The 24,031-nt window shown below is 26.4% G+C and carries 25 protein-coding genes; 11 read left to right on the top strand and 14 right to left on the bottom strand.

The features are described 5' to 3' along the window. Positions 1-182: 182 nt before the first annotated feature. The 4 genes from H3N56_RS11455 to H3N56_RS11440 all read left to right on the top strand — a co-directional run bounded on the left by H3N56_RS11455 (position 183) and on the right by H3N56_RS11440 (position 2,625). On the top strand, positions 183-389 hold the full coding sequence (locus tag H3N56_RS11455; RefSeq protein WP_185881327.1) for a hypothetical protein: 207 nt from the start codon (positions 183-185) through the stop codon (positions 387-389). Between the two features lie 96 nt (positions 390-485). After that, entirely contained in the window at positions 486-929 is a 444-nt protein-coding gene (locus tag H3N56_RS11450; RefSeq protein WP_185881326.1) for a hypothetical protein, read from the top strand. A gap of 330 nt (positions 930-1,259) precedes the next feature. Then, positions 1,260-1,727: a hypothetical protein gene (locus tag H3N56_RS11445; RefSeq protein WP_185881325.1), complete on the top strand. Its 468-nt coding sequence runs from the start codon at positions 1,260-1,262 to the stop codon at positions 1,725-1,727. A 535-nt stretch (positions 1,728-2,262) separates the two neighbouring features. Then, positions 2,263-2,625 (top strand): GRAM domain-containing protein, encoded by a 363-nt coding sequence (locus H3N56_RS11440; protein WP_185881324.1) that lies wholly within the window; start codon positions 2,263-2,265, stop codon positions 2,623-2,625. A 212-nt stretch (positions 2,626-2,837) separates the two neighbouring features. Here H3N56_RS11440 and H3N56_RS11435 read toward each other — a convergent pair whose 3' ends face one another. Further along, positions 2,838-3,167, bottom strand: a complete 330-nt coding sequence (locus H3N56_RS11435; protein WP_185881323.1) for a hypothetical protein — start codon at positions 3,165-3,167, stop codon at positions 2,838-2,840. A gap of 358 nt (positions 3,168-3,525) precedes the next feature. Here H3N56_RS11435 and H3N56_RS11430 point away from each other — a divergent pair, with 358 nt between their 5' ends. Further along, positions 3,526-3,729: a hypothetical protein gene (locus H3N56_RS11430; RefSeq protein ID WP_185881322.1), complete on the top strand. Its 204-nt coding sequence runs from the start codon at positions 3,526-3,528 to the stop codon at positions 3,727-3,729. 315 nt (positions 3,730-4,044) lie between these two features. On the opposite strand, the gene H3N56_RS11425 is transcribed toward H3N56_RS11430, so the two are convergent. The 9 genes from H3N56_RS11425 to H3N56_RS11385 all read right to left on the bottom strand — a co-directional run bounded on the left by H3N56_RS11425 (position 4,045) and on the right by H3N56_RS11385 (position 13,133). Next, positions 4,045-4,362, bottom strand: coding sequence for a hypothetical protein (locus tag H3N56_RS11425; RefSeq protein ID WP_185881321.1), 318 nt, complete (start codon positions 4,360-4,362; stop codon positions 4,045-4,047). A gap of 87 nt (positions 4,363-4,449) precedes the next feature. Next, positions 4,450-7,548 (bottom strand): type I restriction endonuclease subunit R, encoded by a 3,099-nt coding sequence (locus H3N56_RS11420; RefSeq protein WP_185881320.1) that lies wholly within the window; start codon positions 7,546-7,548, stop codon positions 4,450-4,452. Positions 7,549-7,585: 37 nt separating this feature from the next. Beyond that, positions 7,586-8,689, bottom strand: a complete 1,104-nt coding sequence (locus H3N56_RS11415; RefSeq protein WP_185881319.1) for an AAA family ATPase — start codon at positions 8,687-8,689, stop codon at positions 7,586-7,588. Positions 8,690-8,698: 9 nt separating this feature from the next. Next, positions 8,699-9,847 carry a restriction endonuclease subunit S gene (locus H3N56_RS11410; protein WP_185881318.1) on the bottom strand — a complete coding sequence of 383 codons (1,149 nt, stop codon included), beginning with the start codon at positions 9,845-9,847 and terminating at the stop codon, positions 8,699-8,701. 1 nt (position 9,848) lies between these two features. After that, positions 9,849-11,399, bottom strand: coding sequence for a type I restriction-modification system subunit M (locus H3N56_RS11405; RefSeq protein ID WP_185881317.1), 1,551 nt, complete (start codon positions 11,397-11,399; stop codon positions 9,849-9,851). Between the two features lie 298 nt (positions 11,400-11,697). Beyond that, the gene (locus H3N56_RS11400) at positions 11,698-11,937 is read right to left on the bottom strand and encodes a hypothetical protein (protein WP_185881316.1); all 240 of its coding nucleotides are present in this window, start codon (positions 11,935-11,937) and stop codon (positions 11,698-11,700) included. Positions 11,938-11,981: 44 nt separating this feature from the next. Continuing rightward, complete coding sequence (locus H3N56_RS11395; protein WP_185881315.1) at positions 11,982-12,227, bottom strand: PC4/YdbC family ssDNA-binding protein; 246 nt, start codon at positions 12,225-12,227, stop codon at positions 11,982-11,984. A gap of 49 nt (positions 12,228-12,276) precedes the next feature. Continuing rightward, entirely contained in the window at positions 12,277-12,588 is a 312-nt protein-coding gene (locus H3N56_RS11390; RefSeq protein ID WP_370521078.1) for a hypothetical protein, read from the bottom strand. Positions 12,589-12,824: 236 nt separating this feature from the next. Beyond that, positions 12,825-13,133, bottom strand: coding sequence for a hypothetical protein (locus tag H3N56_RS11385; protein WP_185881314.1), 309 nt, complete (start codon positions 13,131-13,133; stop codon positions 12,825-12,827). Between the two features lie 488 nt (positions 13,134-13,621). On the opposite strand from H3N56_RS11385, the gene H3N56_RS11380 reads away from it, so the two are divergent. The 5 genes from H3N56_RS11380 to H3N56_RS13555 all read left to right on the top strand — a co-directional run bounded on the left by H3N56_RS11380 (position 13,622) and on the right by H3N56_RS13555 (position 16,062). Then, positions 13,622-13,900: a hypothetical protein gene (locus H3N56_RS11380; protein ID WP_185881313.1), complete on the top strand. Its 279-nt coding sequence runs from the start codon at positions 13,622-13,624 to the stop codon at positions 13,898-13,900. A 126-nt stretch (positions 13,901-14,026) separates the two neighbouring features. Continuing rightward, on the top strand, positions 14,027-14,842 hold the full coding sequence (locus H3N56_RS11375) for an Rpn family recombination-promoting nuclease/putative transposase (RefSeq protein WP_185881312.1): 816 nt from the start codon (positions 14,027-14,029) through the stop codon (positions 14,840-14,842). Between the two features lie 69 nt (positions 14,843-14,911). Beyond that, positions 14,912-15,196 (top strand): HU family DNA-binding protein, encoded by a 285-nt coding sequence (locus tag H3N56_RS11370; protein WP_185881311.1) that lies wholly within the window; start codon positions 14,912-14,914, stop codon positions 15,194-15,196. Positions 15,197-15,416: 220 nt separating this feature from the next. After that, the gene (locus H3N56_RS13245) at positions 15,417-15,602 is read left to right on the top strand and encodes a hypothetical protein (protein ID WP_221893486.1); all 186 of its coding nucleotides are present in this window, start codon (positions 15,417-15,419) and stop codon (positions 15,600-15,602) included. A gap of 319 nt (positions 15,603-15,921) precedes the next feature. Then, positions 15,922-16,062 carry a hypothetical protein gene (locus H3N56_RS13555; RefSeq protein ID WP_221893485.1) on the top strand — a complete coding sequence of 47 codons (141 nt, stop codon included), beginning with the start codon at positions 15,922-15,924 and terminating at the stop codon, positions 16,060-16,062. A 710-nt stretch (positions 16,063-16,772) separates the two neighbouring features. Here the strand turns inward: H3N56_RS13555 and H3N56_RS11360 are convergent. Beyond that, a complete protein-coding gene (locus tag H3N56_RS11360; protein ID WP_185881310.1) occupies positions 16,773-18,272 on the bottom strand; it encodes an RNA-directed DNA polymerase in 1,500 nt (499 codons plus the stop codon). Positions 18,273-18,662: 390 nt separating this feature from the next. Here H3N56_RS11360 and H3N56_RS11355 point away from each other — a divergent pair, with 390 nt between their 5' ends. Further along, positions 18,663-19,775, top strand: a complete 1,113-nt coding sequence (locus tag H3N56_RS11355) for a hypothetical protein (protein ID WP_185881309.1) — start codon at positions 18,663-18,665, stop codon at positions 19,773-19,775. Positions 19,776-20,351: 576 nt separating this feature from the next. Here H3N56_RS11355 and H3N56_RS11350 read toward each other — a convergent pair. From H3N56_RS11350 to H3N56_RS13450, 3 genes are read right to left on the bottom strand one after another with little or no spacing between them, the layout of a single operon-like run. Continuing rightward, complete coding sequence (locus H3N56_RS11350) at positions 20,352-22,628, bottom strand: DNA topoisomerase (protein ID WP_185881308.1); 2,277 nt, start codon at positions 22,626-22,628, stop codon at positions 20,352-20,354. Between the two features lie 17 nt (positions 22,629-22,645). Continuing rightward, entirely contained in the window at positions 22,646-23,908 is a 1,263-nt protein-coding gene (locus H3N56_RS11345) for an ArdC family protein (protein WP_185881307.1), read from the bottom strand. Continuing rightward, a complete protein-coding gene (locus tag H3N56_RS13450) occupies positions 23,901-24,029 on the bottom strand; it encodes a hypothetical protein (protein WP_255492194.1) in 129 nt (42 codons plus the stop codon). The genes H3N56_RS11345 and H3N56_RS13450 overlap by 8 nt, the downstream gene beginning before the upstream one ends. Positions 24,030-24,031 lie beyond the last annotated feature (2 nt).

The following is a 24,031-nucleotide window of genomic DNA, read 5'->3' as shown; positions in this document are numbered from 1 at the left end:
TGCTACTCCTTAATCTTTTTGATCCCTTCTACTATTTCTTTCATATAAGTACTCAACGTTAAAATACCAATAAAAAGATACTTTTAAGCAATTGTAACTTTTTTTTTGCTTTTATTAAATTTTTAAGGTATATTCATACTGTCTTATCTAAGACTAATAACAAATACATTTGGGGGGATATCATGCAATTTTATATTAACTTCATTACACAAGAAATACACACAGAAAATTGTAATTATAATTCTCCAGTCAACCAGATTTTTTTAGGAACTTTTGATTGTCCTCTTCCTGCTATCACAGTTGCTAAAAATACTGGATACTCTTATACTCAAGTTTGTGAGTATTGTTGCAGTCATATGTTAAATAAGGTTGCTGAAGAGGAAGAATAATTTTTCCTTTTCAGCAACCTTTAATCTGTAAATCTATTGTATATATATTTCTAAAAAGCTATAATAATATTGTCACTTAGTTTTTCGGGAGGATTTATGCAGTCTAAATTTATCAAACAAAACGATTTTATACAAAAACTTTATAAGAGTCATCCGTTATATAAATGTAATTTAATATCCAATATTTTTGAATATGACTTTCTTTTAGATGAGAAATGTCCAAATACAATAATAGAGGTTTTTTTAATAAATAACACTCATACTTTGTTTAGTTTTACTTTTTCTACAAATCAAGTCCTAAACCAAAAAAATTTTAGTAAATTTTATTTTAAAAATCTTAAAGAAGATTCAGAAGATTTATTTTTCAATATAATTTCCACTCGTTTTTCAATTAATCCAAATTTAATAAATAAAAATTCAAAGTCCTCTATCACCTTAGAAAGTTCTGAATTCCTATTGAATAGTGATGAAAGTCTATATATAGTTAATATCTTTATTGAAAATGATTTAATCTGTTTTAAACCAGGATTGGCATTCTAAATAACAAAAAAGTTAAGTAATCCATTATCATCCAGGCTCCTTCTAATAAAGTTTTACATTTAAAAACTATTTATAATGAAGGAGTTAATTGAACTTCTCTTTCTCTCTTCTAATATAGATTTAACTCTATTTTCTATTTCTATTTTTTATAGCTTTTCTTAACTCTCTCGTATCTCCAAAACTTAGTGTTTTATAAATTTAATTTCAACTATTTCATTTTTGTATTCTTATAATCTTAAAATTTACTAATATAATAATTTTTATATATCTTATTTGCAGCTCCTATATATTTGATGTTATCCTATAAACTACTAATATATGGAGGTACCTATGTTAAAAAAAATACTGCTAGTTTGTTTTGCCATTTTAGGGTTAGTAAAATGTACTTCTACCCCTATTACAAAAATAATTCCTAAAGTTACAGTTTTAAATTTAAAAGAAATTTCTTTGGCTAGAGTCACTATTAAAAGAGCTGGAGAAATGAAAATCACACTAAATATCAAAAATCTCACAAATGATAATTTAGAGATTGTTTGGAAAGAAAGTAGTATTAATAACTCTCTTCCTTTCATTACTAAACAAAAATATAACGAAGCAACTACTCCTATGCCGAATACCATTTTATCTCCATTTTCTAATTTTGTTGTTGATGTTTTACCTTCTTCTAATGTTTATTTCGGAAATTACTGGAGACAACTATATTTAGAATATCCTGTTGATATAGTTTTAAAATTAAAGCAAGGTACCAAAGAAGAATTCGTTATTTTAAAAATTGATGTTATCATAACAGAAAATTAGTTATTCTGAGTAAATTCAACTACTTAGCTATAGAGTTCGAAAACTATTATACACGAACTTCTAAAAGTACCAAATAAAACAAATCAATTTTAAAAAGGTTATAAACAAGAGGAAAAAAATATTGGATCCTATTACGCATAAATTTAAGTTTCATAAAAAAAAGGCTGATAACAAATTTTAATTTGTCGACAGCCTTTTTCTTCTCTCTATTAAAAAAATAGAAAGATGCAAAGTTATATAATAAATCTTCGTTTCTCAGGGACTTATATTATATCTCATAAAAAATATAATCTGCAAATAAAATTTATTTAAGAACATCTCTATTCTTTTAAGATTAAAATTTGACATTTATATTTCCCCAATAGGCTAGTACTCATAAGGATACTTAAATTAAAGATAGAGAAAACGCTAAGTTATTCCAGTTAAATTGTATATTAAAAAAACCCCTTTAAACTCTTGATACGATTGTTTCCTTTAAAATCAGCTTGCAGATTTTTACAAAATAGTATTATGATATAAAATAAAATTTTAGGAGGTGGTTAAATTAAATTTCACGTTACAAGAAAATGAAATTATACAAGAAGAAAGAGAAGCAAATTATTATAAAATGGATAAAATTTTAGGAATTCCATTTTTAAATAAATTATCTGGAAAAGTTTATATTACAAATTTTAGAGTTATTTTTTATGGTGAATGGGATGAAACAATTTCTATCGATATTTTAAAAATAAAAGAAATTAATAAATCAGGAATCGGACTTTGTTTTGGACCAATAATGATTCCTATTTGCCCAATAGAATTAGATGTTATAAAAAAAAAGAATGAACAACATAAAATAGCGCTTCAATTCAAAAGAGATGAATATTTAGACCTAATTGAGGAAAGAATAAAAAATTAATGAAAAATCTCATATATATTATATAAACTAGTCTATCCCCTTTCAGGTAGATAAATTAAATAAATTGATTCAGATTTGAAATAACTAAAAAAGATTCTATCGACGCATTGTCCCAACATTTTTCTAACCTTTGAAAGTGAGGTTCTTATTTGTTTAATGAAGATAGGATAATCTGTCTTTAAACTAAACAGGCCATCCTATCTCTTTATTCTTTAGACTATTTCTATCTGGTCACAAATATGTTTGAATTTAATTTTACACAAGGTTTTATACCAATCTATATCTACAACCTCAACTATATATATTTCTTCAGTTTTTCCTTTGTTTATGAACTCCAAATATAATTGATCCTTTTCTTCCCATTTTTTCCAACTAAATAAAAGTGTAAATCTATCATCACTCAAGTCAAATTCTCTTAATGTTTCAGACTTTAAACCTTTTTTACATCTATTAAAATATTCTGTATCACTTTTAAATCTTAAGATATGTTCTTTTTTAATTTTAAGTATTTTTATTGGTATTACAACTCTTTTTTTATTCATCTCATTTCCCCTTTATTTGCTTGTTTTTTAGTTTTGTAGATTATATCATATATAATATGCTTTTTATATCCGGAACTGGTTTAAAGACTTTTAAAAGGTTCATTTAATAGCCTTTTTTTATTTTTTAGTTCTAAACTTGTTCTTTGAGCAATTTCTTTTCTATAAACACTTTTTGAAAATAACTAAAAAATTTCAGGGGTTTCGTCCCCTTACGACGAAGCTAAGAACATTAAATTTAAAAAAATTTAAATTTGGAGGAGTTTAAATGTTTGATAAGAAAAAATTTGAAGAACTATAAGAGGCTAAGGAAGAACTGGCGAGAATAAACAGAAATCCACAGCAGGCTGAAAATTATAGGATGAGAGAAAATACAAGAAATGATAGAATGAACGCATTACTAAAGGGAGGATTAAAGGGGTTAGAACAAGGTGTTAAGCAAGGATTAGAGCAGGGGGAAAAGCAAGCTAAAGTAGAGATAGCTAGATCACTTAAAGGGCTGCTTTCAGATGAGATAATTTCAGAAAAGACAGGTTTATCAATAGAAGAGTTGAAAAAACTTTAGAAAGTAAATTTTTAATTTGATGAACAATACATTTTTGAATTTCTGTATGGGACATACTATTTGTATCACCTCAAAAAACCTTTTAAATTATCAGTTGATATTATTAAGAAATCTCATCTATTTCTAATTTTGGTTAAATTTTCTTACAAAAAAAAACTTCTAGATTTTAATAATCCTACCCCATTAATCTAGAAGATTTACAATTAATATTTATACTCCCATGACAGTCAAAATTATCAAATTTAAATTGAAAAAGGATTCTTAATGAACACCATAAAGTTAGTGTTCTTCTGAATCCTTTTTGCATATATATATTTATAAATTTTTCTCAAAAAGACTTTTATATGCTTCATTTCCAATTTTTTGAATACAATAATTAATCAAACCTTGTTTATATTGGAATAATTTTCTATATAAATCATCGTTTGAAAAATTTTCAGGTGGTAATAATTTAATATCTCCTTGAAAAATTTCAAGCATTCGTATTTCGAAAGGCGCAAAAACTTGTGCCTCTCGTAAAGCTTCAATGATTTTCGTTCTATTAGGATTATCAATTTGATTCTGTAATTTATTTATTTTCTGAATAACTTCCATAACTTCTTTTATAGTATGAATATTTTCTGACATATTCACAAAATCTCCCCCATATTAGTAATATTATTATTGATTAATCTATGTTATAAATCCTGATAAAAGTAAATACAATCCCTTTTTAATATTTTATATTATCCCCCCAACACCCTTAAATTTATCCACAAAAGCTGATATTTTTTTAAATACAGTGCTTTTTTTAGCTAAATAACTAGGATTGAGAGGACTCATTTTAGGCAAGATTTCATTGAGCTCCGTTCCATTATCACTGGCCTGTTCTTTTTTTAATGATGCCAGTATATATCTTTTAGCTGCATTAGTATTAAGTTTTTCCTCTTTTATTAACTCTTCAGCCTCTTTCTTTTGTTTAATCTGAGCAAATGAGAAAAATGCATCTATAATATTTGTCTTATCATTAAACTTGTCTAAATCTGTTTGATTGATAAAATCAACTACTAGACTTTCTTTTGCACGATTTCCTGTACTAGATCTAATTAAACGACGAACATCTTCAATTAATAATTCTTTACTCTTTACATTTTTATATTTTTCAAAAATCAATTTAAGAATATAGTTTAAATTTATCTCTTGTGATTTTAAAAGATCTACTTCAAAAACAATATCGTTCCAATCAATTTTTGAATCCTCTTTATCTTTTGCTGCCTTTTCACGACGGAGCCACTCACGAATATCATTGTATATAGAACGATAATCTTGAATTTCCCTTTCTTTAGGTACTTCGATTTTCTGCATAACTACCATCTCTTCATCACTCATATAATAATTAATTTTAAACTCTTCAACTAATTTTGAATCATTCATATCAAGAGTTTGTAAAGCTTTTAGTTTTGTAAACTCATCGTAATTTTGTAGTATATTTTCAACTCTTAAAAACTCTCCAAATAGCTTAGTGAAATCTTTTTTATCCTTTTCAGTAACAATATTATCAATATTAGGAAAACATGAGTTTAATTCTTTAACTACTTCTATGTAACCACGACATGCTTCTCCTGTGCTAATATCAGTGAATCCTTCCATATACTCTTTGTAACTTTTTTCAAGAACTACATTTTTTGTATTTTTATCCCCAAATAGAGTTATAGCCTCTATTGTTGCCTGTTCTAAATCTCTAAAAGTAACAATATTTCCAAAGGTTTTTGTAGAATCATAGATACGGTTTGTTCTTGAAAATGCTTGTATCAGTCCATGATAACACAGATTTTTATCAACAAATAATGTATTTAACATTGGAGCATCAAATCCTGTTAAAAACATTCCAACTACAATTAATAAATCAACCTCTTGCTTTCTTACTCGGTTAGCAAGATCACGATAGTAATTTTGAAATTCTTTGCTATCAATACCAAAGTTTGTTTTAAACATTGCATTATAATCTTTAATGGCTAAAGTTAAAAACTCCTTTGCACTACTATTCATTGCTGAAGGTTCAAAAGTTTCATCAAGAATCTCTCCGATAGAACTTTGTTCTTCATTAGCTGCAAAAGAAAAGATAGTTGCAATTTTCAAAGGGTTTTGACTATTCTTTTGTAATTTTGTTAATGTCTCATAATAAAGTTTTGCTGCCTCAACACTACTTACAGTAAACATCGCATTAAACCCTTTTTCTCCATTATATGTACGGTGAGTTTTTATTTTAAAATTATTAAGGATATATTGTGAAATCTCCTTAATTCTTTCAGGATGTAAAAATGCTCTTTTGGCTTCTGATCCAGTTATTTTTTCTTCATCTTTTTCCATCTCAATAGACTTAAACTTAGGACGAACATCATTATAATCAACTTTAAATTTAAGAACTTTCTCATCTCTAATTGCATCAGTAATAACATATGAATGCAACTCAGTACCAAATATACTTGCAGTAGTTTCAGAACCTAAAGCATTTTCAGGGAATATTGGTGTTCCAGAAAACCCAAACTGATAATACTTTTTAAACTTCTTACTGATATTCTTTTGAGCTTCACCAAATTGTGAACGGTGAGCTTCATCAAAAATAAAAACAACTTGTTTATTATAGATTGGTAGATCTACTTCACTTTTTATTAGATTATTTAATTTTTGAATAGTAGTCACGATAATTTTATTATCATCTTTTTCAACGTTTCTTTTAAGTCCAGCAGTATTTTCAGAACCGTTAACACTATCTGGTGAAAACCGTTGGTATTCTTTCATTGTTTGATAATCTAAATCTTTTCTATCTACTACAAAAAATACTTTATCTATAAAATCAAGTTCTGTAGCTAAACGTGCAGCTTTGAAACTTGTTAAAGTTTTACCTGACCCTGTAGTATGCCAAATATAACCTCCACTTTCTAAAGTTTTCCATGTTTTAGCTAGATATGAACTTTTTATTTTCCATAAAATTCTTTCTGTTGCAGCTATTTGATAAGGTCTCATAATTAGCAATACATTATTTGAATCAAAAACTGAATAATGTAATAGTATATTTAACAGTATATTTTTTTGAAAAAATGTTGCTGTAAAATCTTTTAAATCTCTAATAAGAGTATTATTAGATTGTGCCCAGTTCATAGTAAAATCAAAGCTATTTTTATCTCTTTGGGTAGTATTAGCAAAGTATCTCGTATCTGTACCATTTGAAATAACACAAATTTGTAAATATTTAAATAAAGAGTTCTCTGAGTTAAAGCTCTCTTTGCTATATCTATTAATTTGATTAAACGCTTTCCGAATAGCAATTCCACGTTTTTTTAGTTCTACTTGAATTAAAGGTAATCCATTTACTAGAATTGTTACATCATAACGATTAAGCTGAGTGCCTTTTTGTTCAAACTGTGAAATAACCTGTAGCTTATTTCTTGTAATATTTTTCTTATCTAAAAGATAAATATTTTGAATATGTCCATCATTAAACACAAAATCATAAATGTAATCGTCATGAATTTTACGAGTTTTATCTACATGGTTATCACTTGGCTTATCTAAATACTCCTCACAAAATCTTTTCCATTCAGAATCCAGAAATTTAACACTATTAAGAGTTTCTAATTGTACTCTGATATTTTTAAGCATTTCCTCTGTACTATTCAAATTTAACAGATGCTCATAACCTTGATTTTCTAAATCCTGTATAAGTTCTCTTTCTAAATCAGCTTCTGTTTGATAACTAGCTCCCTGTTGATTTATTTTAGTATACTTATCTAAAACTATAAAATTATTAGTTTCTGTAATTGATTTGTACTCAGTCATAAGATTTCCTCTCTAATTCATATTTTTATAATATCCATTATTTAAATTGATGATTTTTTTTTATTTCACCTAACAAGTATGCTAAAATCCGTTTATCATCAGCAGATAACTCAGTAATCTCATCAGCGGAATGCTTTGAATGACTTGAAATATTAATAATTCTAGTCTCATATGGATTAACTTTACCATTATCCATTTTCGGTAAAAGCTCGCTCCAATTATCATAACCTAAAAATGTTGATGTTTTCTCTAGGATATTTCTCAAATAATTAAAGTGATATTTTTTTAATTCTCCTTCTTCTATAGCCTTCTCAATATCAGCTTTTAAAAAAAGATGATATGAAAAAGGCGAATCACTACTTTGAGAGTCTAAATTATATTCATTGTTTTCATCTTTTTTTAGAAAATATTTTTTAAAGGTTCCTTTTTTAAATTCATTATGCAGTACATTATAAAAAAGTGGATTATGCGTTGTTATTATAAATTTTAAGTCAGGATCGCTTGATTTAATTAATTCTGATAAATCTACTGCTAATTCTATTAAATGACTATCATCTAAAGAACTTACAGGATCATCAATAAATATATATTCTAAGTTATTAAATTGTGGTGTTTCTCTATCAATCGGATCTGAAATATTCAATGTTTCTATAACCTGCTTAAGAAGTGAATAAAAAACACTCCATACAAAACAACTTTCCTCACCTTTAGAAATTTTAATATAATTTTTATCTTCATCATTACCACGTTCAAATGAAAACTTTACTTCTGTAAAAGTATTATTAAAGTGTGGATTCAGTTTATCACTTGTATAATATTGAAAATTCTTAATAACATTTCCATCTTGACCTTGATTTTCAAAAATCCAACTTGTAAATGAATTTTCATGCATCTTTAACTTTGGTTCAAGGTTATTCTTCAAATCATTATCCCAATAAAATAAGTCTTCTGTAAAAGCGTTATAATAAAGAACTTTCTTACTATCACTCTCAGCACTTTCTTCTTCTATTTTAATATCAATTTGATTTTTAAACTCTCTTGAAAGCCTTGTTTTTCCTGTTCCATTAAAAGCATAGATTAGTTGAACTCTTTTCTTGCAATCTCTTAATTCTTGTGCAATCTTTTCTAAAGCTTTCCCCATCTTCTACCCCTATGTTAATTTTTTAAATGTAAGTAGTTTATCTCTATAATATTCATACTGTTGCTTTCTTGCTTCTATCTCTGCTGGTAATCCCTCTTTAATATCATTTACCAACGTATCAAATCTATATAGTATATCAACGATACGTTGTTGCTCTTCAAAAGATGGAATTGCAATTATAATTTTTGACATATCATTTGCTGAAATATCGATAACCTTTGTTCCTTTAGCATATTTTCTCTTTTGATTTATAAAACTTAAAGATTGAGTAAAATAAACAAAATATTTACCTAAAATTTGATTTGATGGTTTAAATATTGTTGCATGCCCTCCTGTAACTGCTTGTTCTTCTCCTAAATAAAGAAGAGCTTTTCCTACATCCTTAAGATTTTCACTTGTATTTGTAATTACAACATCCCCACAATTAACTTTTTTTAGTTTTTGAGCTGTTTCACGTGAAACAAAAGATTTAGTTTTCACAGTAGATGTGCCGTAATAAGTATAAATTTGACCATAATGAATTGCTGGAGTTCCTGATTCTGTAAAATCTGTTTTAGGAAGTCCATTGCCTCTTACTAATTCTCCCATATTTCCAATTTGTTTCCACTCTACCTCATCTCCGAAAGTCAGCAAACTATCTCTATAATATTCATACTGCTGTTTTCTCATTGTAAGCTCTGTTGTAAGCTCTGTTGTAAGCTCTGTAAAACTATCTAAAATACGCACAATCTCCTCTTGTACTGCTAATGGTGGTAGGGGAAATGAAATTTTATTTAATACTCCTTGTGTCAAACTAGGTACTCCACCAGCAGTATTATGTTGCTCAAGATGTTCTTTTTGTAGATAATAAAAAACAAATTTTGGAATTACAATATCTGTATATATTTCTGTATAAAAAATTGTATCAACTGTCCAAAATGGGTCTTCTACATAATATAATTTATCTATAGATCCTTTTCTAGGAATTAATACTGACGGTTTATCTAAAACAAAAGTATCTATATATGTCATAATCCCTCCAGAACCATAAACTGGAATGTTACCTTCTTTAAATTGTTTGTAATCTTTTCCGTTTTTTATTTTAAGAACATCTGATAGTGTCTTATATTCCACCCCATCAGGACAAAGCTCGTTAATTAACTGCTCTAACTTACTCATCTTAGTCCACCCCAATCTCTGCAACTATCTTATCTATTTCAATACGAAGTCTATCTATATTATTTACTGTTACTTTTATCTTAGCATTTAGCGACTTTATATCAATAACCTCTCTTGTATCTTTAGCTTCTACATAAATATTAACAGAAAGATTGTAATTCTCTTCAGCGATCTTTTCATTATCTACACATTTTGAAACATGATCAATATCCTCTTTAGTATCAAATATTCTTAGTATCTCCTCTGTATGCTCCTCTGTTAAGATGTTGTTATTAGTCTCTTTCTTAAAGAAGTTCTCTCCACTAGCATCTATAAATTGAGTTGTTGAATCCTTTTTAGACTTAGATAAAATTAAAATATTAACAGCTATTGAAGTTCCAAAGAAAAGATTAGGTGCTAATGATATAACAGTTTCAACAAAGTTATTATCAATTAAGTACTTTCTAATCTTTTGCTCTGCTCCACCACGATAGAATATTCCAGGGAAACAAACTATAGCAGCACGACCTTTACTTGAAAGATAATTTAAACAGTGAAGTACAAAAGCAAAGTCAGCTTTAGATTTTGGTGCTAATACTCCCGCTGGTGCAAAACGTTCATCATTAATAAGAGTTGGGTCATCACTACCAATCCAATTAACTGAATATGGAGGATTTGATACAATGGCATCAAAAGGTTTCTCATCTCCAAAGTGAGGGTCTAAAAGTGTATTTCCTAATGCAATATCAAACTTATCATAGTTTACATTGTGTAAAAACATATTCATACGAGCAAGATTATATGTTGTATGATTAATCTCTTGTCCATAAAAACCATCTTCAATAACATGGTCATCAAACTGCTTCTTTGCTTGTAGTAATAGTGAACCTGATCCAGCAGCAGGGTCATAAATCTTATTAATCGTTTCTTGTTTATGTGTTGCTAATTTTGCAATAAGTTTAGATACACTTTGAGGTGTAAAAAACTCTCCACCAGATTTACCAGCATTAGCAGCATAGTTAGAAATTAAAAACTCATATGCGTCACCAAATAGATCTATGTGATTATCTTCAAACTCTCCAAAGTTAAGTCCTTCAACACCTCTAATAACAGCAGCTAAATGATTATTTTTTTCCTTTACAGTGTTTCCCAACCTATTGCTTGTCGTGTCAAAATCAGCAAATAATCCTTTAATGTCTAATTCAGATGGATATCCGTTTGCAGAACTTTCAATAGCAGAAAATATTGTAGCTAAATCAGTATTTAAACTTTCATTTGTATTTACATTTTTTGCGACATTAGTAAATAGTTGACTTGGATAGATAAAATAACCCTTTGTTTTTATCGCATCCTCTTTAATCTCTTTAGTTATAATATCATCACTAAGATCTTCATATTTGAAACTCTCGTCTCCACCTTCAATATAATTAGAAAAATTTTCACTAATAAATCTATAAAAGAGCGTTCCTAAAACATATTGTTTAAAATCCCATCCATCTATAGATCCACGAACATCATTGGCTATTTTCCATATTTGAGATTGTAATTCGGCACGTTGTGCAGTACTTGTCATTTTTGATCCTCCATTTAATTATATCAAAGAAATTTATAAGTTATAAAATTAAGCTTTTTCTTATTTTTCATTCTATAATTTATCGACTCTTATTATATCATATAAAGCTTAAATATTTTTCTCAGATAAATTATCTTTTAAAACAAGGAGATCTAAACTTATTTTTCACTTTAATTATTTCTTTGATATTCTTATTATATTTTATTATTTAATAGTACTAATATGTCAAAAATTTGAGATAAAAAAAGCCATCGTCATTTTTGTCGACAGCCCCAAAAGTAATAAAGTACTTTGTATGTTAACTATAGATTTTTTTATATAAAATATCAAATATTTGATAAGCAGTTTTTGAACTATCTATATTATACTCCAAAAAATTAGAATAATTTAATAATAACGATTTTATACTTTCTTTAGATATGATTCCATTTTTCAAAACTTCCATTTCATGTTTTCCTAATTCATTTTTCATATACACTGTATGATATACATCCTTATTCTTTTGAATATTTATAACTTTTAAAGTTTTTAACTTCAATATTTACTTCATTCCCTCCTAAGGTGCTAATTCATTAAATTTTCTCACATATCTAAACTATCTACATCTATCGAATTTAAAATCTCTTTTAAAGCTATTACTTCATCTTTAGATAGAGTTATTCCTTTACTAATTTTCTCATGGTCTTCATCCCAATCACGGATATCTACTTTTGGCTTTCTAGAATTCCAAGAAATTAGGTTAATTTCTTTCTTCCATCCTTTAGCTCCGTCTCCAATGATTCCTAACTTTTCAATAATTTCAAATTTTATCTCTGCCTTATCACTCACATTCTTTCCTATAATATTTTAATTTTTATATTTTTCTTGTATTTATTCTCTAGTTTAATTCATATACTTTTTCATAATTCATTTTATAAAAAGGAGAGTTATCCTCTTTTAACATTTGATAAACTTCTCTGCATTCAATAAGTTTTGCTATTTTTAAAATTTCACTTCTATTTTTGTTAGATATTCTACACCCCAAATAAATGGCTTTTGGTTCTATATTTATAAAATTTAGATTTACATTTGTAGAGTTTAGCCAAATTCTCCATTCTTTCTCATGATGCCAATCAATGTGTTTAAAAATATTTGCTTTTATAAAAAGCAAGTCATCTTTAAGAGCAACTGGATTATTCGAACATTTCAATTTACCTAAATAATTTTCAAATAATTTTTTCTTAGCAAAACTTACTGCTGAATTTGTTGCATCAAATCTAAAATCTGAGTAAATTATAGGATAACAATTTAAAACTATTTCCTTATCAAATTTATGTAAGCTTAAATCTTTAGTCTAAATGATACACGTGACATTTTTTATATTTTTACCCTTTTTATTTACTTAAGAAAGATAGGATAGCCTAGGCTATCCTATCTCTTTATTCTTTAGATTACTTCTATTTGGTTACAAATATGCTTAAATTTGATTTTACATAAGGTTTTATACCATTCTATATCCACAACCTCAGCTATATATTTATCTTCAGGGTTTCCTCTGTTTATGAATTGTAAAAACAATTGATCCTTTTCTTCCCATTTCTTCCAACAAAATAGAGTTTTAAATCTATCATCATTCAAATCAAAATTTCTCAATGTTTCTGACTTCAACCCTTTTTTACATTTGTCAAAATATTCTGAATCACTTTTAAATGTTAAAAGCTGTTCTTCTTTAATTTTAAGTATTTTTTTATCCATATTCAATCCCCCTTTATTTAGTTATTTTTTAGTTTTGGAGATTATATCATATATAATATACTTTTTATATCCGGAACTGGTTTAAAGACATTTAAAAGGTTCATTTAATAGTCTTTTTTTATTTTTTGTAAGTTCTAAACTTGTTCTTCGAGCACCTTGCTTTTACTATTAATTTTTTATTTTAAGTCAAATTCAAGTTTTTTAATATTTTTCTTTCGATTCTCTTTATAAAAATATAAAAAAATGCCTTCATCAAATTTGACTTACCTAAAATTAATAGTTTTTAAAGCTTAGCTCAAGAACATGAATTTTTTAGAACCTTAACAACAAAATAATTTCAAAAAGTTGATTTTTCTTCTCTTTCATATAATCTATTTCTTTTTTATAAACACTTTTTGAAAATAACTAAAAGATTTAAGGGGTTTCGTCCCCTTACGACGAAGCTAAGAACATTGAATTTAAAAAAATTTAAATTAGGAGAATTTTAAATGTTTGATAAGAAAAAATTTGAAAAGGCATTAATAAAAAATTACTTAAAAACTTATGAAGAAGAAACAATAATAAAAACTGAAGGAGTATACCATCTTGCATATACAACTTCAGAAAATGGAGAAAATGAATACCAATTAAATTTTGATTCAAATAAAATGAATTTGATTTACTATATTGATAACAAAATTATTAATCAAAAAAATTATACAAATGACCAAATAACCGAACTACTTCAATATAATCTAATAGATGAATTGTTGGAAAATATTATATAATATATTCTAACTCCAAGAAGAACACTCGAAACAGCTTCTTGGAGTAAACTACTCAATGTATAAATTGATAAATATTGAAATTAAGTATATAATTAAAGAGAAAAAGAATTAAAGGGAGTGAGGACTATGTGTACACAACTATTTGATCCAAAAGTTGATTATGTTTTTAAAAATCTATTTGGTTCTGAAAAGCATCCAAGAATATTAATTTCTTTTTTAAACGCTTGTATAAAGCCAAAAGAACCAATAGTTGAAGTAAGTTTAAAAAATACTGAATTATCAAAAGAATATATAGAAGATAGTTTTTCAAGGTTAGATATACTAGCTAAGACAAGTACAGGAGAAATCATAAATATTGAAATGCAAAGAGCAGATGAAAGAAATATGATAAAAAGAAGCCTGTATTACTGGTCAAAAGCATTTGCAAGTGAATATCAAGGAAAAAGAGAGTATAGTCAATTACCTAGAACTATTTGTATAAATGTGTTAGATTTTGTTTTGATATATGAAGAGGAAAATTTCCACAACAAGTACTTAATTCAAAATGCTAAAAATAATAATGTATTGACAGATACACTGGAACTACATTTCATAGAAATACCTAAAATGAGAGATATAGATGAAACAGATATGTTGAGTGTTTGGGTAGGTTTCTTAGAAGACCCAAACAATGAACAAGTAATACATATCGAGAAAAAATTTGAAGAACTACAAGAGGCTAAGGAAGAACTGGCGAGAATAAGCAGGGATCCACAACAGGCTGAAAATTATAGGATGAGAGAAAATGCAAGAAATGATAGAATGAACGCATTATTATCAGCTGAAGAAAAAGGAGAAAGAAAAGCCAAAATGGAGATAGCTAGATCACTTAAAGGGCTGCTTTCAGATGAGATAATCTCAGAAAAGACAGGTCTATCAATGGAAGACCTGAAAAAGCTTTAGAAAGTAATAAAAAATAATTGCTAAAAAATAGAATTATGATATAGTGTTAAAAAATGGGAGGGATTGAAAATGACAAAACAAGAATTTATTAACTTATACCAAAAAAAGATGGGAATAGAAACAAAGAAAGAATCTGAAAAATTAGTGAGTGGATTATTCTCAACACTAGAAGAAATTTTAGAAAAAGGAGAGGACTTATCAATAGTAGGATTTGGAAAATTTGAAGTTATAACTCAAGCAGCAAGAACTTGTAGAAATCCAAAAACAGGAGAAGCAATAGAAATAGCAGAGAAGAAAGTGGTAAAGTTTAAAGTAGGAAAAGGATTGGCTGAAAAAGTAGCAAAATATATATAAAGAATTGGAAAGGCTATGTATTGTAGCCTTTTTACATTGTCAAAGACATGAAATTTCTATATACTTAAGATATAATTATAACAAACGCAAAGGAAGAGAAAGTTAAATCAATTATTATCAAAAATGGATTAAAACAACTAAAGAAAAAGAATACTATCATGGACTTAAATATAGTTTATAATGCTGTGGAATTAGAAACTATAAGAGTAGAGGATATAAGATGGCGCGAATACCTCGAAAGGATAAAATAATAGAATTACAAGAAAACCCTTGTCATAAGGCTGGAAGTATTGGAAAGAAGCATGCTGAGGAAATGGATATCTGGACACCTGAAGAATTTAAATTATTTATTGAAACTCTTAAAGATCACCCTGCTGCTTATGCAGGGTTTAATATTTTATTCTGAGTTGGAGAACTCCTAGCTCTTGAAATAAAAGATATTGATTTTGAAAATGAAACTTTAAATATTAATAAATCTTATCAGAGATTAAATAAAGAAGATGTAATTACTGAGCCTAAGACTCCTAAGAGTAAAAGAATCATTGAAATGCCTTCTCAGTTAATTCCTGTACTAAAATATTACCTGGAGACACTTTACAAACCAAAACCTGGTACAAGACTAATTCCTCATACTAAATATATTTTTGAACATGCTATGAAAAAATATTCAAAAGTTGCTGGAGTAAAAAATAAGGATACATGATCTTAGACATTCACATACATCCTTGCTTATTCATTTAGGTGTTAATCCTCTAACTATTGCTAGAAGATTAGGACATGAAAAAGTTGAAACAACCTTAAATACTTATTCTCATTTATTTCCTAATAGCAATAAGGAGATGATGAGATTATTGAAAAATATATGAAAATTTAACTAATAAATTATTTTATGTATTTTGCTTAATTACTTAACACTAATAAAAAAGATCTCCTTATTAAGAGATCTTTTTTATTGCTTTTCGACTAAATTTCATAGTCTCATCAGTAAGTTAAACTTAGAAGCAAGGAGATTTTGAATAAGAAGATATTAAACTAACTATTTCTAGCATCGGCATCACCTCTTTTGTAATTAGTGCTAGATTCAAGTTTGTCATCATTAGAACTAAGCTGCTACCCCTAGTTGACAATTTTTATTGTTTCGGCTTTAGATTTTAAGCAGAGCTCCAAAATTTATGGAGCTCTCTTTTACCTTTCAGATATTTCATGTCTAGATCCCTTAACAGCTTTACAGATGTTAGTCATCGAATGTATAATTTCCCATCAAATAACCTCCTGTTGATCTAATTACTATTCGACATAAATTATTTTGAAAACTAAATCATGAATTTTCAACTAGTTGAGACTAAAACTAGTCTTCACTGTATGAGCCCCATCTTTCTATCCATTCTTCAATCTTCTCCTCAACCTTCAAAAGAAAAAAGTGATTAAGGTTTGCCAATTGGATCATATCATTTTTTCATTAATATATATTTTTTATTTATCATTTTTCAAAGTGAAATATATCATGTTTATTATTTATAAATACATATTTTCACCTATCACCTAGTACTGCTAATAGTGAATCTTTATTTAAAATTTAATATCTAAAGCTCAAGCTAAAGCCTTCAAATTCTTCTTCATCAATCCATTCCTCAGATTCCTCTAACTTCTCCTGATCTATAAACTTATTCTCATTTAAAATATCTTTACAATTTTTTAAATTTGACCAATCATTATTCCAAATGTTACTTTCTTTTCTAGCAATTGCTTTGCAGAGCTCGCTCTTATACTCTAATTCGATATATTTCATTGAAATTCTTTGAAGCCATATTTCTACATATTCTGTATTTGATATTTTTTCTAATTTTTTTTGAATTTTTTTTAAAGTTTCAATTATTTCATCCGGATTTTCAAACCTTTTTAATAATAAGCTTAATATAGAAAACCCTTTGGAATATAGCCTTGAATTTTCACAAATCATATTAGTCACAATTCCTATTAAAACTAAAGCCTCTTGGTCTCTTATTTTTATTTTTTTCTCAATTAAACCATTATATAATTCATTAAATTCTTTTTCTAGAGTTCCTGAATTTGGATATTTTTTTGAAAAATTATACAACAAAATTAATTTTTTCTGAATAGTTAATTCTTCATTTTTTAGTTTTATCCATTCTATTTTATCTTTCTTTATTGCAGAAGCTATTATATCATCACTTATGTAAGTTTTTTCTTTATTTATTCTCATTCCAAATTCTCTTAAAACTTCCGATAGCTCCTTTAAAACTAAATTTACATTTTCATAATTTTTTCCCAAAATTTTATAGTCATCTCTATATCTAATTATTTTTATATCATTTATATTTAATAACTCTATTTTTTCTGATAGTATAACATCAATTTCCTTTAATATAATTTCTGCAATCAAATCTGAAATTATATTTCCTTGTGGTATTCCATTCGTTTGTCCTTTTGATATATCCATAAACATATCATCTAGTTGCTCTCCAAATAATTTAGTTTTAGATTTTTTATTTAGTCTTCTCTCTTTTATTAGCTCTTTACCGTGTAATGCCCATGCAATAGAATGAGTATAAATTGAATCATAACATGTTACAATATCTGTTACCCCAATATATGAATAATCTAAAGAATATTCTAGAGACTTTTGTTCTATATTTTCCCACCAAGATAATATTTGTTTCATTTTTATTGTTTCTTTATCAGCATCTAAATAAATCGGGATGCTATAACAATCAACTCTGCTATCTCTTTTTAGTCGCTCTATTATTTCGTTCCAATTTTTTTCTTCTGTGATAATATTAACTAAAGCTACATAAACAGTTGGATTAACTAACGTTTGCTCTCTCCAGTCATAATTACTATTTTTTGTATGGAGTATTTTATAGTTAATTTCTTTTTCTCTCATTAAACTATTTCTAACTGATTTAAAATAATTTCTACCTGTCATTTCTATATCTATCTCTTTTAATGTTGAATCAAAGTCAATATATTTTGGGAAATCTAGACGTGTATAGCTTGATGTTTTTAAAAAATAGTTTTTTGCTTCTATATTTGAAATTTCTGTCAATTCTCTCATTTGTATCCCCTTATATTCTCTATATATAAAAAAGACTCCCTTACGGGAGTTGCTTTTCTATATACTGAAGTTTGCTAGAAAATCCTTAGTAAGTTCTATAAATTGGTGTATAATTACCACTTTTTCGATACCCCAGTATAATGTGTTAATCATTCCTATAATACTATTTATCATTAGATAAACCTCCACTATTTTTGATGTATGAAACCATTTTCTCCATCTCAAATTTTAGAGCTTGACTAACACATTTAACTTATACCATATTTTTTTTAATAAATCAACCTATTTTTTTTATTTATTATGTTTTTTTTATTCAAAAAATATATTTTTAAAATGATAATATATCAAGTACAATTAGTATTTATATTTGATACTGGAGGCTAATAAAAAATGTGTAATTCTGATTTTTCTAAAAATGATTCTTTTCAAACAGCTGTTCGTCTTTATAATAATAAAAAATTTGATTTTTCTATAAATTTATTTGATTTTATTCTACAAAACAATCCTATATTAAAAAAAACAGATCTAAAAATCTATAATTATATAGGACTTTGCTACTATCATCAATATAATTATAATAGAGCTATTCCCTTTTTTAAAAAACAAATGAAAATTTTAAATAAATTTACAGTGTCTAATACTATGTATCATGATCTTATTTTTGAGGCAATTTATAATTATTGTAATTCTTCGTATAATATATCTGGAATAAAAAAAATAAATATTTTTTTAAAAAATGATCTTTTAAATTCACAATATTCCGTTTTTTATAATTATCGAGAGAAAATTGATGAATTATTTTCACATTATCAAATATATTATTCGTTTAATTATACTTTAAGTGAACTAGTTTTTACTCTTGCTGAAGAGAAAAATAAAATTTTTAAAAAATTTGACTCATTAGAACGTTTTATTAATCAATACCACAACGAATTAACTTTTAAAACATCTTGGAATATTGAAAATATTGACTCTTATATTAGATATCCTGACTCTATTAATTTATTTCTTAAGGACTCTTTAGGTTATCTTAACCCCTCAGAAGAAGACCACGAAGATTTTGTTACTTTTTCTAAACTTTTAACAAATCTAATATGGACTTATAAATATAGTACTTTTGAAATTGTTTTAAAAGATATTACTCATAAAATTGAAATTAAAACTGGTAAAAAAATAAAATATTCAAATATTTCAATTGAAAATATGGCTAAAGATTTTGAAAAATTAAATCCAAGTTCTAATATAAAATTTTGTTCAAAAATTTTAGATCTTCTTAGTGAATTTAAAGAAATTCGAAACAATATTGTTCACGAAGGGCCTCAATTTGATTCTCAATATGATTTTCATAATATTTCTAATGATGAAGAAAAAGGATATTTTTATACACATACTCTTTTATCTTTTGTTGAAACTATTGGACTTATTCTTCTTAGTTTAGAATATGATAACTATTTAGATGATTTCATAACTAATTCTAATTCTAATAATATAGTTTCCATTTAAAATAAATAATCTATGTCCATATTAAATTATTGAAAGTAACTGCACCCAAACTGCACCCATTTATTTAAAAAAACAGTAGAAAAAGCCTTTTTTTCAAAAAATATCCCGCTAAAAACCTAATAAAATCAACACATTAAAAAATAAACATTTTTTTAAAAATTGAGTGGGAATAAAAAATATTTAAAAAACTAAGAATATTAATACAAATAACAAACTATTCAATTTTAAATTTATCTTTTGTATAGCATCTAAAAAAAGCTCCTAACAAAGTTAGAAGCTTTTCCCATAAATTAAAACCCACAGATTAAAATTATACAATATCATTATATGAATCTTCAAGTTATTTTTAAAAAATAATATTTTATAACTTTTTATGGAATTTTAAGGAAATATTAAAATTTGACCTTCTTATTTAAACTATAACCGATTTTAAAATATAGTCTCTTACAAATCCTTTCTGACACTTGAACTTGTCTTATTTCTCATTTTAAAGAGTCTAGTAAGATCGGTTCAATTTCAGACTAAATTATCAATTATTTAGGGATATTTTTAGATTTTTTTACTAAAATCACTTCTTTATACAGATTTTATTTCTTCAAAATTTACATAATCACCATTCAATTTTAATTTTAGATTTGTTTCAGATTCTTTTCCTGTTAATTTAAAAGCAACAACTTTATTTAAAAGTAAATTCTTAACTTTAGATTTGCTAAGTTTTATCTTATCTTTAAAATGGGACATTTCTTCATACATCTTGAATTTACAACCTTCCTTATAATTTCCACAATAATAATTCTTTTTCTTTTCTTTTGTCAATCCTTCGTAAATATTTCCACCACATTTAGGACATTTTCCAATTATTTCTTTTTCAGTTTTATTGTTTGATGTTAGTATCGGTATTTCAGGATTTGAGTTTTTAAATTTAATAAAATTTTCAATAACACTGTTATACAGGTCATCTTTAGTTTTATTTCCATTAATTATATCCTCTTGGATTGTCCACCATTTAGCTGTCAAAGTTGGATTCTTTAAATCAACGGGAGATATTCTTATTAAATCTCTCCCTTTTTGAGTTGATACAATATTTTTTCCAGTTTTTTCTATAAACTCTAAATCTAATAACTTTTCAATAATATTAGCTCTTGTTGCAGATGTTCCGATTCCTCCAGATTCACCTTTTTTTCCTTTGTCTTTTTCTTTTAATAGTTTTTTTATTTCAGGATCAGAAACATATTTAGATATTGAGGTCATATCTTTTAATAAGCTAGCTTCAGTATATCGTGTTAGTGGCTTAGTTTCTTTTTCTTCAATTAAATCACTTATAAAATTTGATGTATATATCCCTGAAACTAATTTAGACAAATCGCTTAAAGTTTCTTCATTATCAGAATCTAATTTATCATTTAGATAATTTTTAAATCCCGAAATGATAATTCTAGTAGAAGTTAATTTTAGATCATTTTCTAATACTAGTGTTGTATAAGCTTCTGTTTTTTCTTTTATACAATTAGGTAAAAATTGAATTATATAATAATCACAAATTGCCCTGTATACATTTCTTTCTTTATCTCCTAATTCACTTATAGTAACTTTTGCTTTAGTTGGAATTATTGCATGATGTGCTGTTACAAATTCATCGTTAAAACATTCTGAAATAGGAAACTTTTTAGTATTTAGTTCAGGAATAATTATATCTAGATTCTTTAGAACAATATCCATAACAAGATCAGATTCGTTGTAATGCTCTATACTAAGATACTGAGAGTCAGAACGATTATAGGTTATCGCTTTGTATTCATCTCTTAATTTTTGAGTAATTGCCAAGGTATCTGAAGGAGAATATCCCCATTTCTTATTGCAATAAATTTGTAATTCATTCAAATTAAAGGGTAAAGGTGCTTTTTCAATTATTTTTTCTTTTTTTATTTCTATATCAAATGACTTCCCCTTAGAATACTTTTTTAATTCTTCATAAAACTCTTTATTATACTTTTCTTCGTTGTCATCTTGTGATAATGTGTATTTTAATCTTAGAGGTACATCTTCTCTCAAATTACACATTTCATCCAATAATTTTCTTTGATATTCAGATTTTTTTGTTTCATCTATAAATTCATTTTGATATAAACTGTATAATTTTTCTAATTCTATTTTTTCACTTTTATTTGAAGATTTTATAGCTCCCAAATTTAAATAGTAATCATAATATTTTCTTTTTTCATGTGATTCTATTGATAAATCTCTATTTACTATCATTCCTAAAGTTGGAGTTTGTACTCTTCCTAAAGCAAGTCTTGAACAAGATTTCAAAGAGAAATATCTTGAATAGTTAATTCCAATCATCAAATCAGCTACACTTCTTGCTCTGGCAGACTTATATAAAGATTCATAGTTTTTATTATCTTCAATTTTTTCAAAAGCTTTTAATATATTTTCTTTGTTGTTATCATTTATCAAAACTCTTTCAACTGGTTTTTCATTTTTGAAGTAGTATAAAATTTCATCAATAAGGAGTTGTCCTTCAGGATCGGGGTCTCCTGCATGGATAATTGAACTACATTTTTTTAATAGTTCTTTTATTACATTTAGTTGCTCTTTTGTAGATTCAATAGGTTTTAATTTATCTTCCCAATTTTCAATATTAATTGGTAATTGATCCAACTTCCATTGTTTCTCAATATATATTTTAGGGAATATTTCTTCAGGATACATTAACTTTAATATATGCCCTATAGCCCATGTTATTATGTATTCTCCTTGCTCTATATATTTACCTCTACTCTTTTTCTCTCCCGGAAGTGCTTCTGAAATAGCCCTTGCTAAATCAGGCTTTTCTGCTATGATTAATTTCATAATGGCTCCTTTAACTATTATCTTTCATTTGATAAGATTTTTTTATTCTTTGTTTTTTCTATATAGTTTTTATCGGATGTAATTTCTCCATCTTTATATTTTACTTCTCTCTCTACTTTATTTTCTTTTGAATAATAATTTTTTCCTAATAGAATCCCTATCTCTGTTTCTATTTCTAGTTTCTTAAATATTTCTTCGACTTTCAACATTCCATCTTCACTGTATAAATTTTTATAAATTAATTTTTCCCCTACATTTCTTTCTTTTTCATAAACAATTGATTTAAAATTATTATTCTCATGTTTTTCAGCATATAAAATCTCTGATATATTTAATTTTATTTTGGCTTCTTCAATTATCTCTTTTAAAACTAACTTTTCTTTTTCCAATTGAATATTATATTGCTCTAATATCCTATTACTACTTTTCTCAGCTTCTATAACAGCTTTGAATAACTCATTATAGTCTTCTTTAAAAACCTTTAGCCATGATTTAAGATAAGCTGAATGATTATCTAATCTATCAGTATTTAAATTTAATCCTAAATCTTGTTCTAAAAATATAGCACTTATTTCTGCAACCAACTCTTCCCTAGCGTAGTTTTCTTTAGAAAAGTTATTTTCTCTGTCTAATCTATCCTTATGCCCTGTACTATGAGCCATTTCATGTAATAAGGTTCCTATAGCATTATCGTTATTATAAAAATTTTCTAACAATGGAAGTGCAATTATATCTTCAAACGGCATATAGTAAGCTCTATCATGGGCAACTATTTTCACTTCACACTCACTTGATTTTATTAAACTATTTAATATTTTTGTTGTTTTCTTATCTGAACTATTTGAATTGATACTTTCAGGTATGTACTTAGGAATATTTTCAAATTGCTCTCCATTAAATAAATGAAAAGAATTTGGAAATGGTTTTATTTTTATTATATTTTTTATAACATTTCCAGCTTCATCTTTGAATTTTTCTTCCTTTGTAAATATCCATTTTTCACAATAAGTTCCTTTACTTTCTTTTTTTAAATTCCACCCTTCTTTTTTGGCTTGAATATAAGTAACCCATCTTGGATCTTTATAGTTATTTTTAACAGCTTGATAACCAAGTCTTAATCTATTAGAACCATTGTATTTTGATCCAGATAATGGATTCTTAGGTCTCGAATTTTCATTATCCCAAAGTTCTCTAAATGTGAGTTCTTTGGATTCTATTTTTTTTATAATTTCATCCATCAATTCTTTTCTATTTAGCTCTAATTTTTCATAGTTAGTCATTTTTAATTTCCTTTTCTAAATCACAGTCATCTTCTGAGACTGCACTTTCCTCAAATACGCCATATTTATTCGTTATTTCATCTATTTCTTTAATAATTATATCTTCTTCTAGTTTTTTCATTT

The sequence above is a fragment of the Cetobacterium sp. 2A genome (assembly GCF_014250685.1).
Classification (GTDB): Bacteria; Fusobacteriota; Fusobacteriia; order Fusobacteriales; family Fusobacteriaceae; genus Cetobacterium.
Note: the sequence above shows the minus strand (reverse complement) of the source record. Positions and strands in the feature narration are given on the sequence as shown.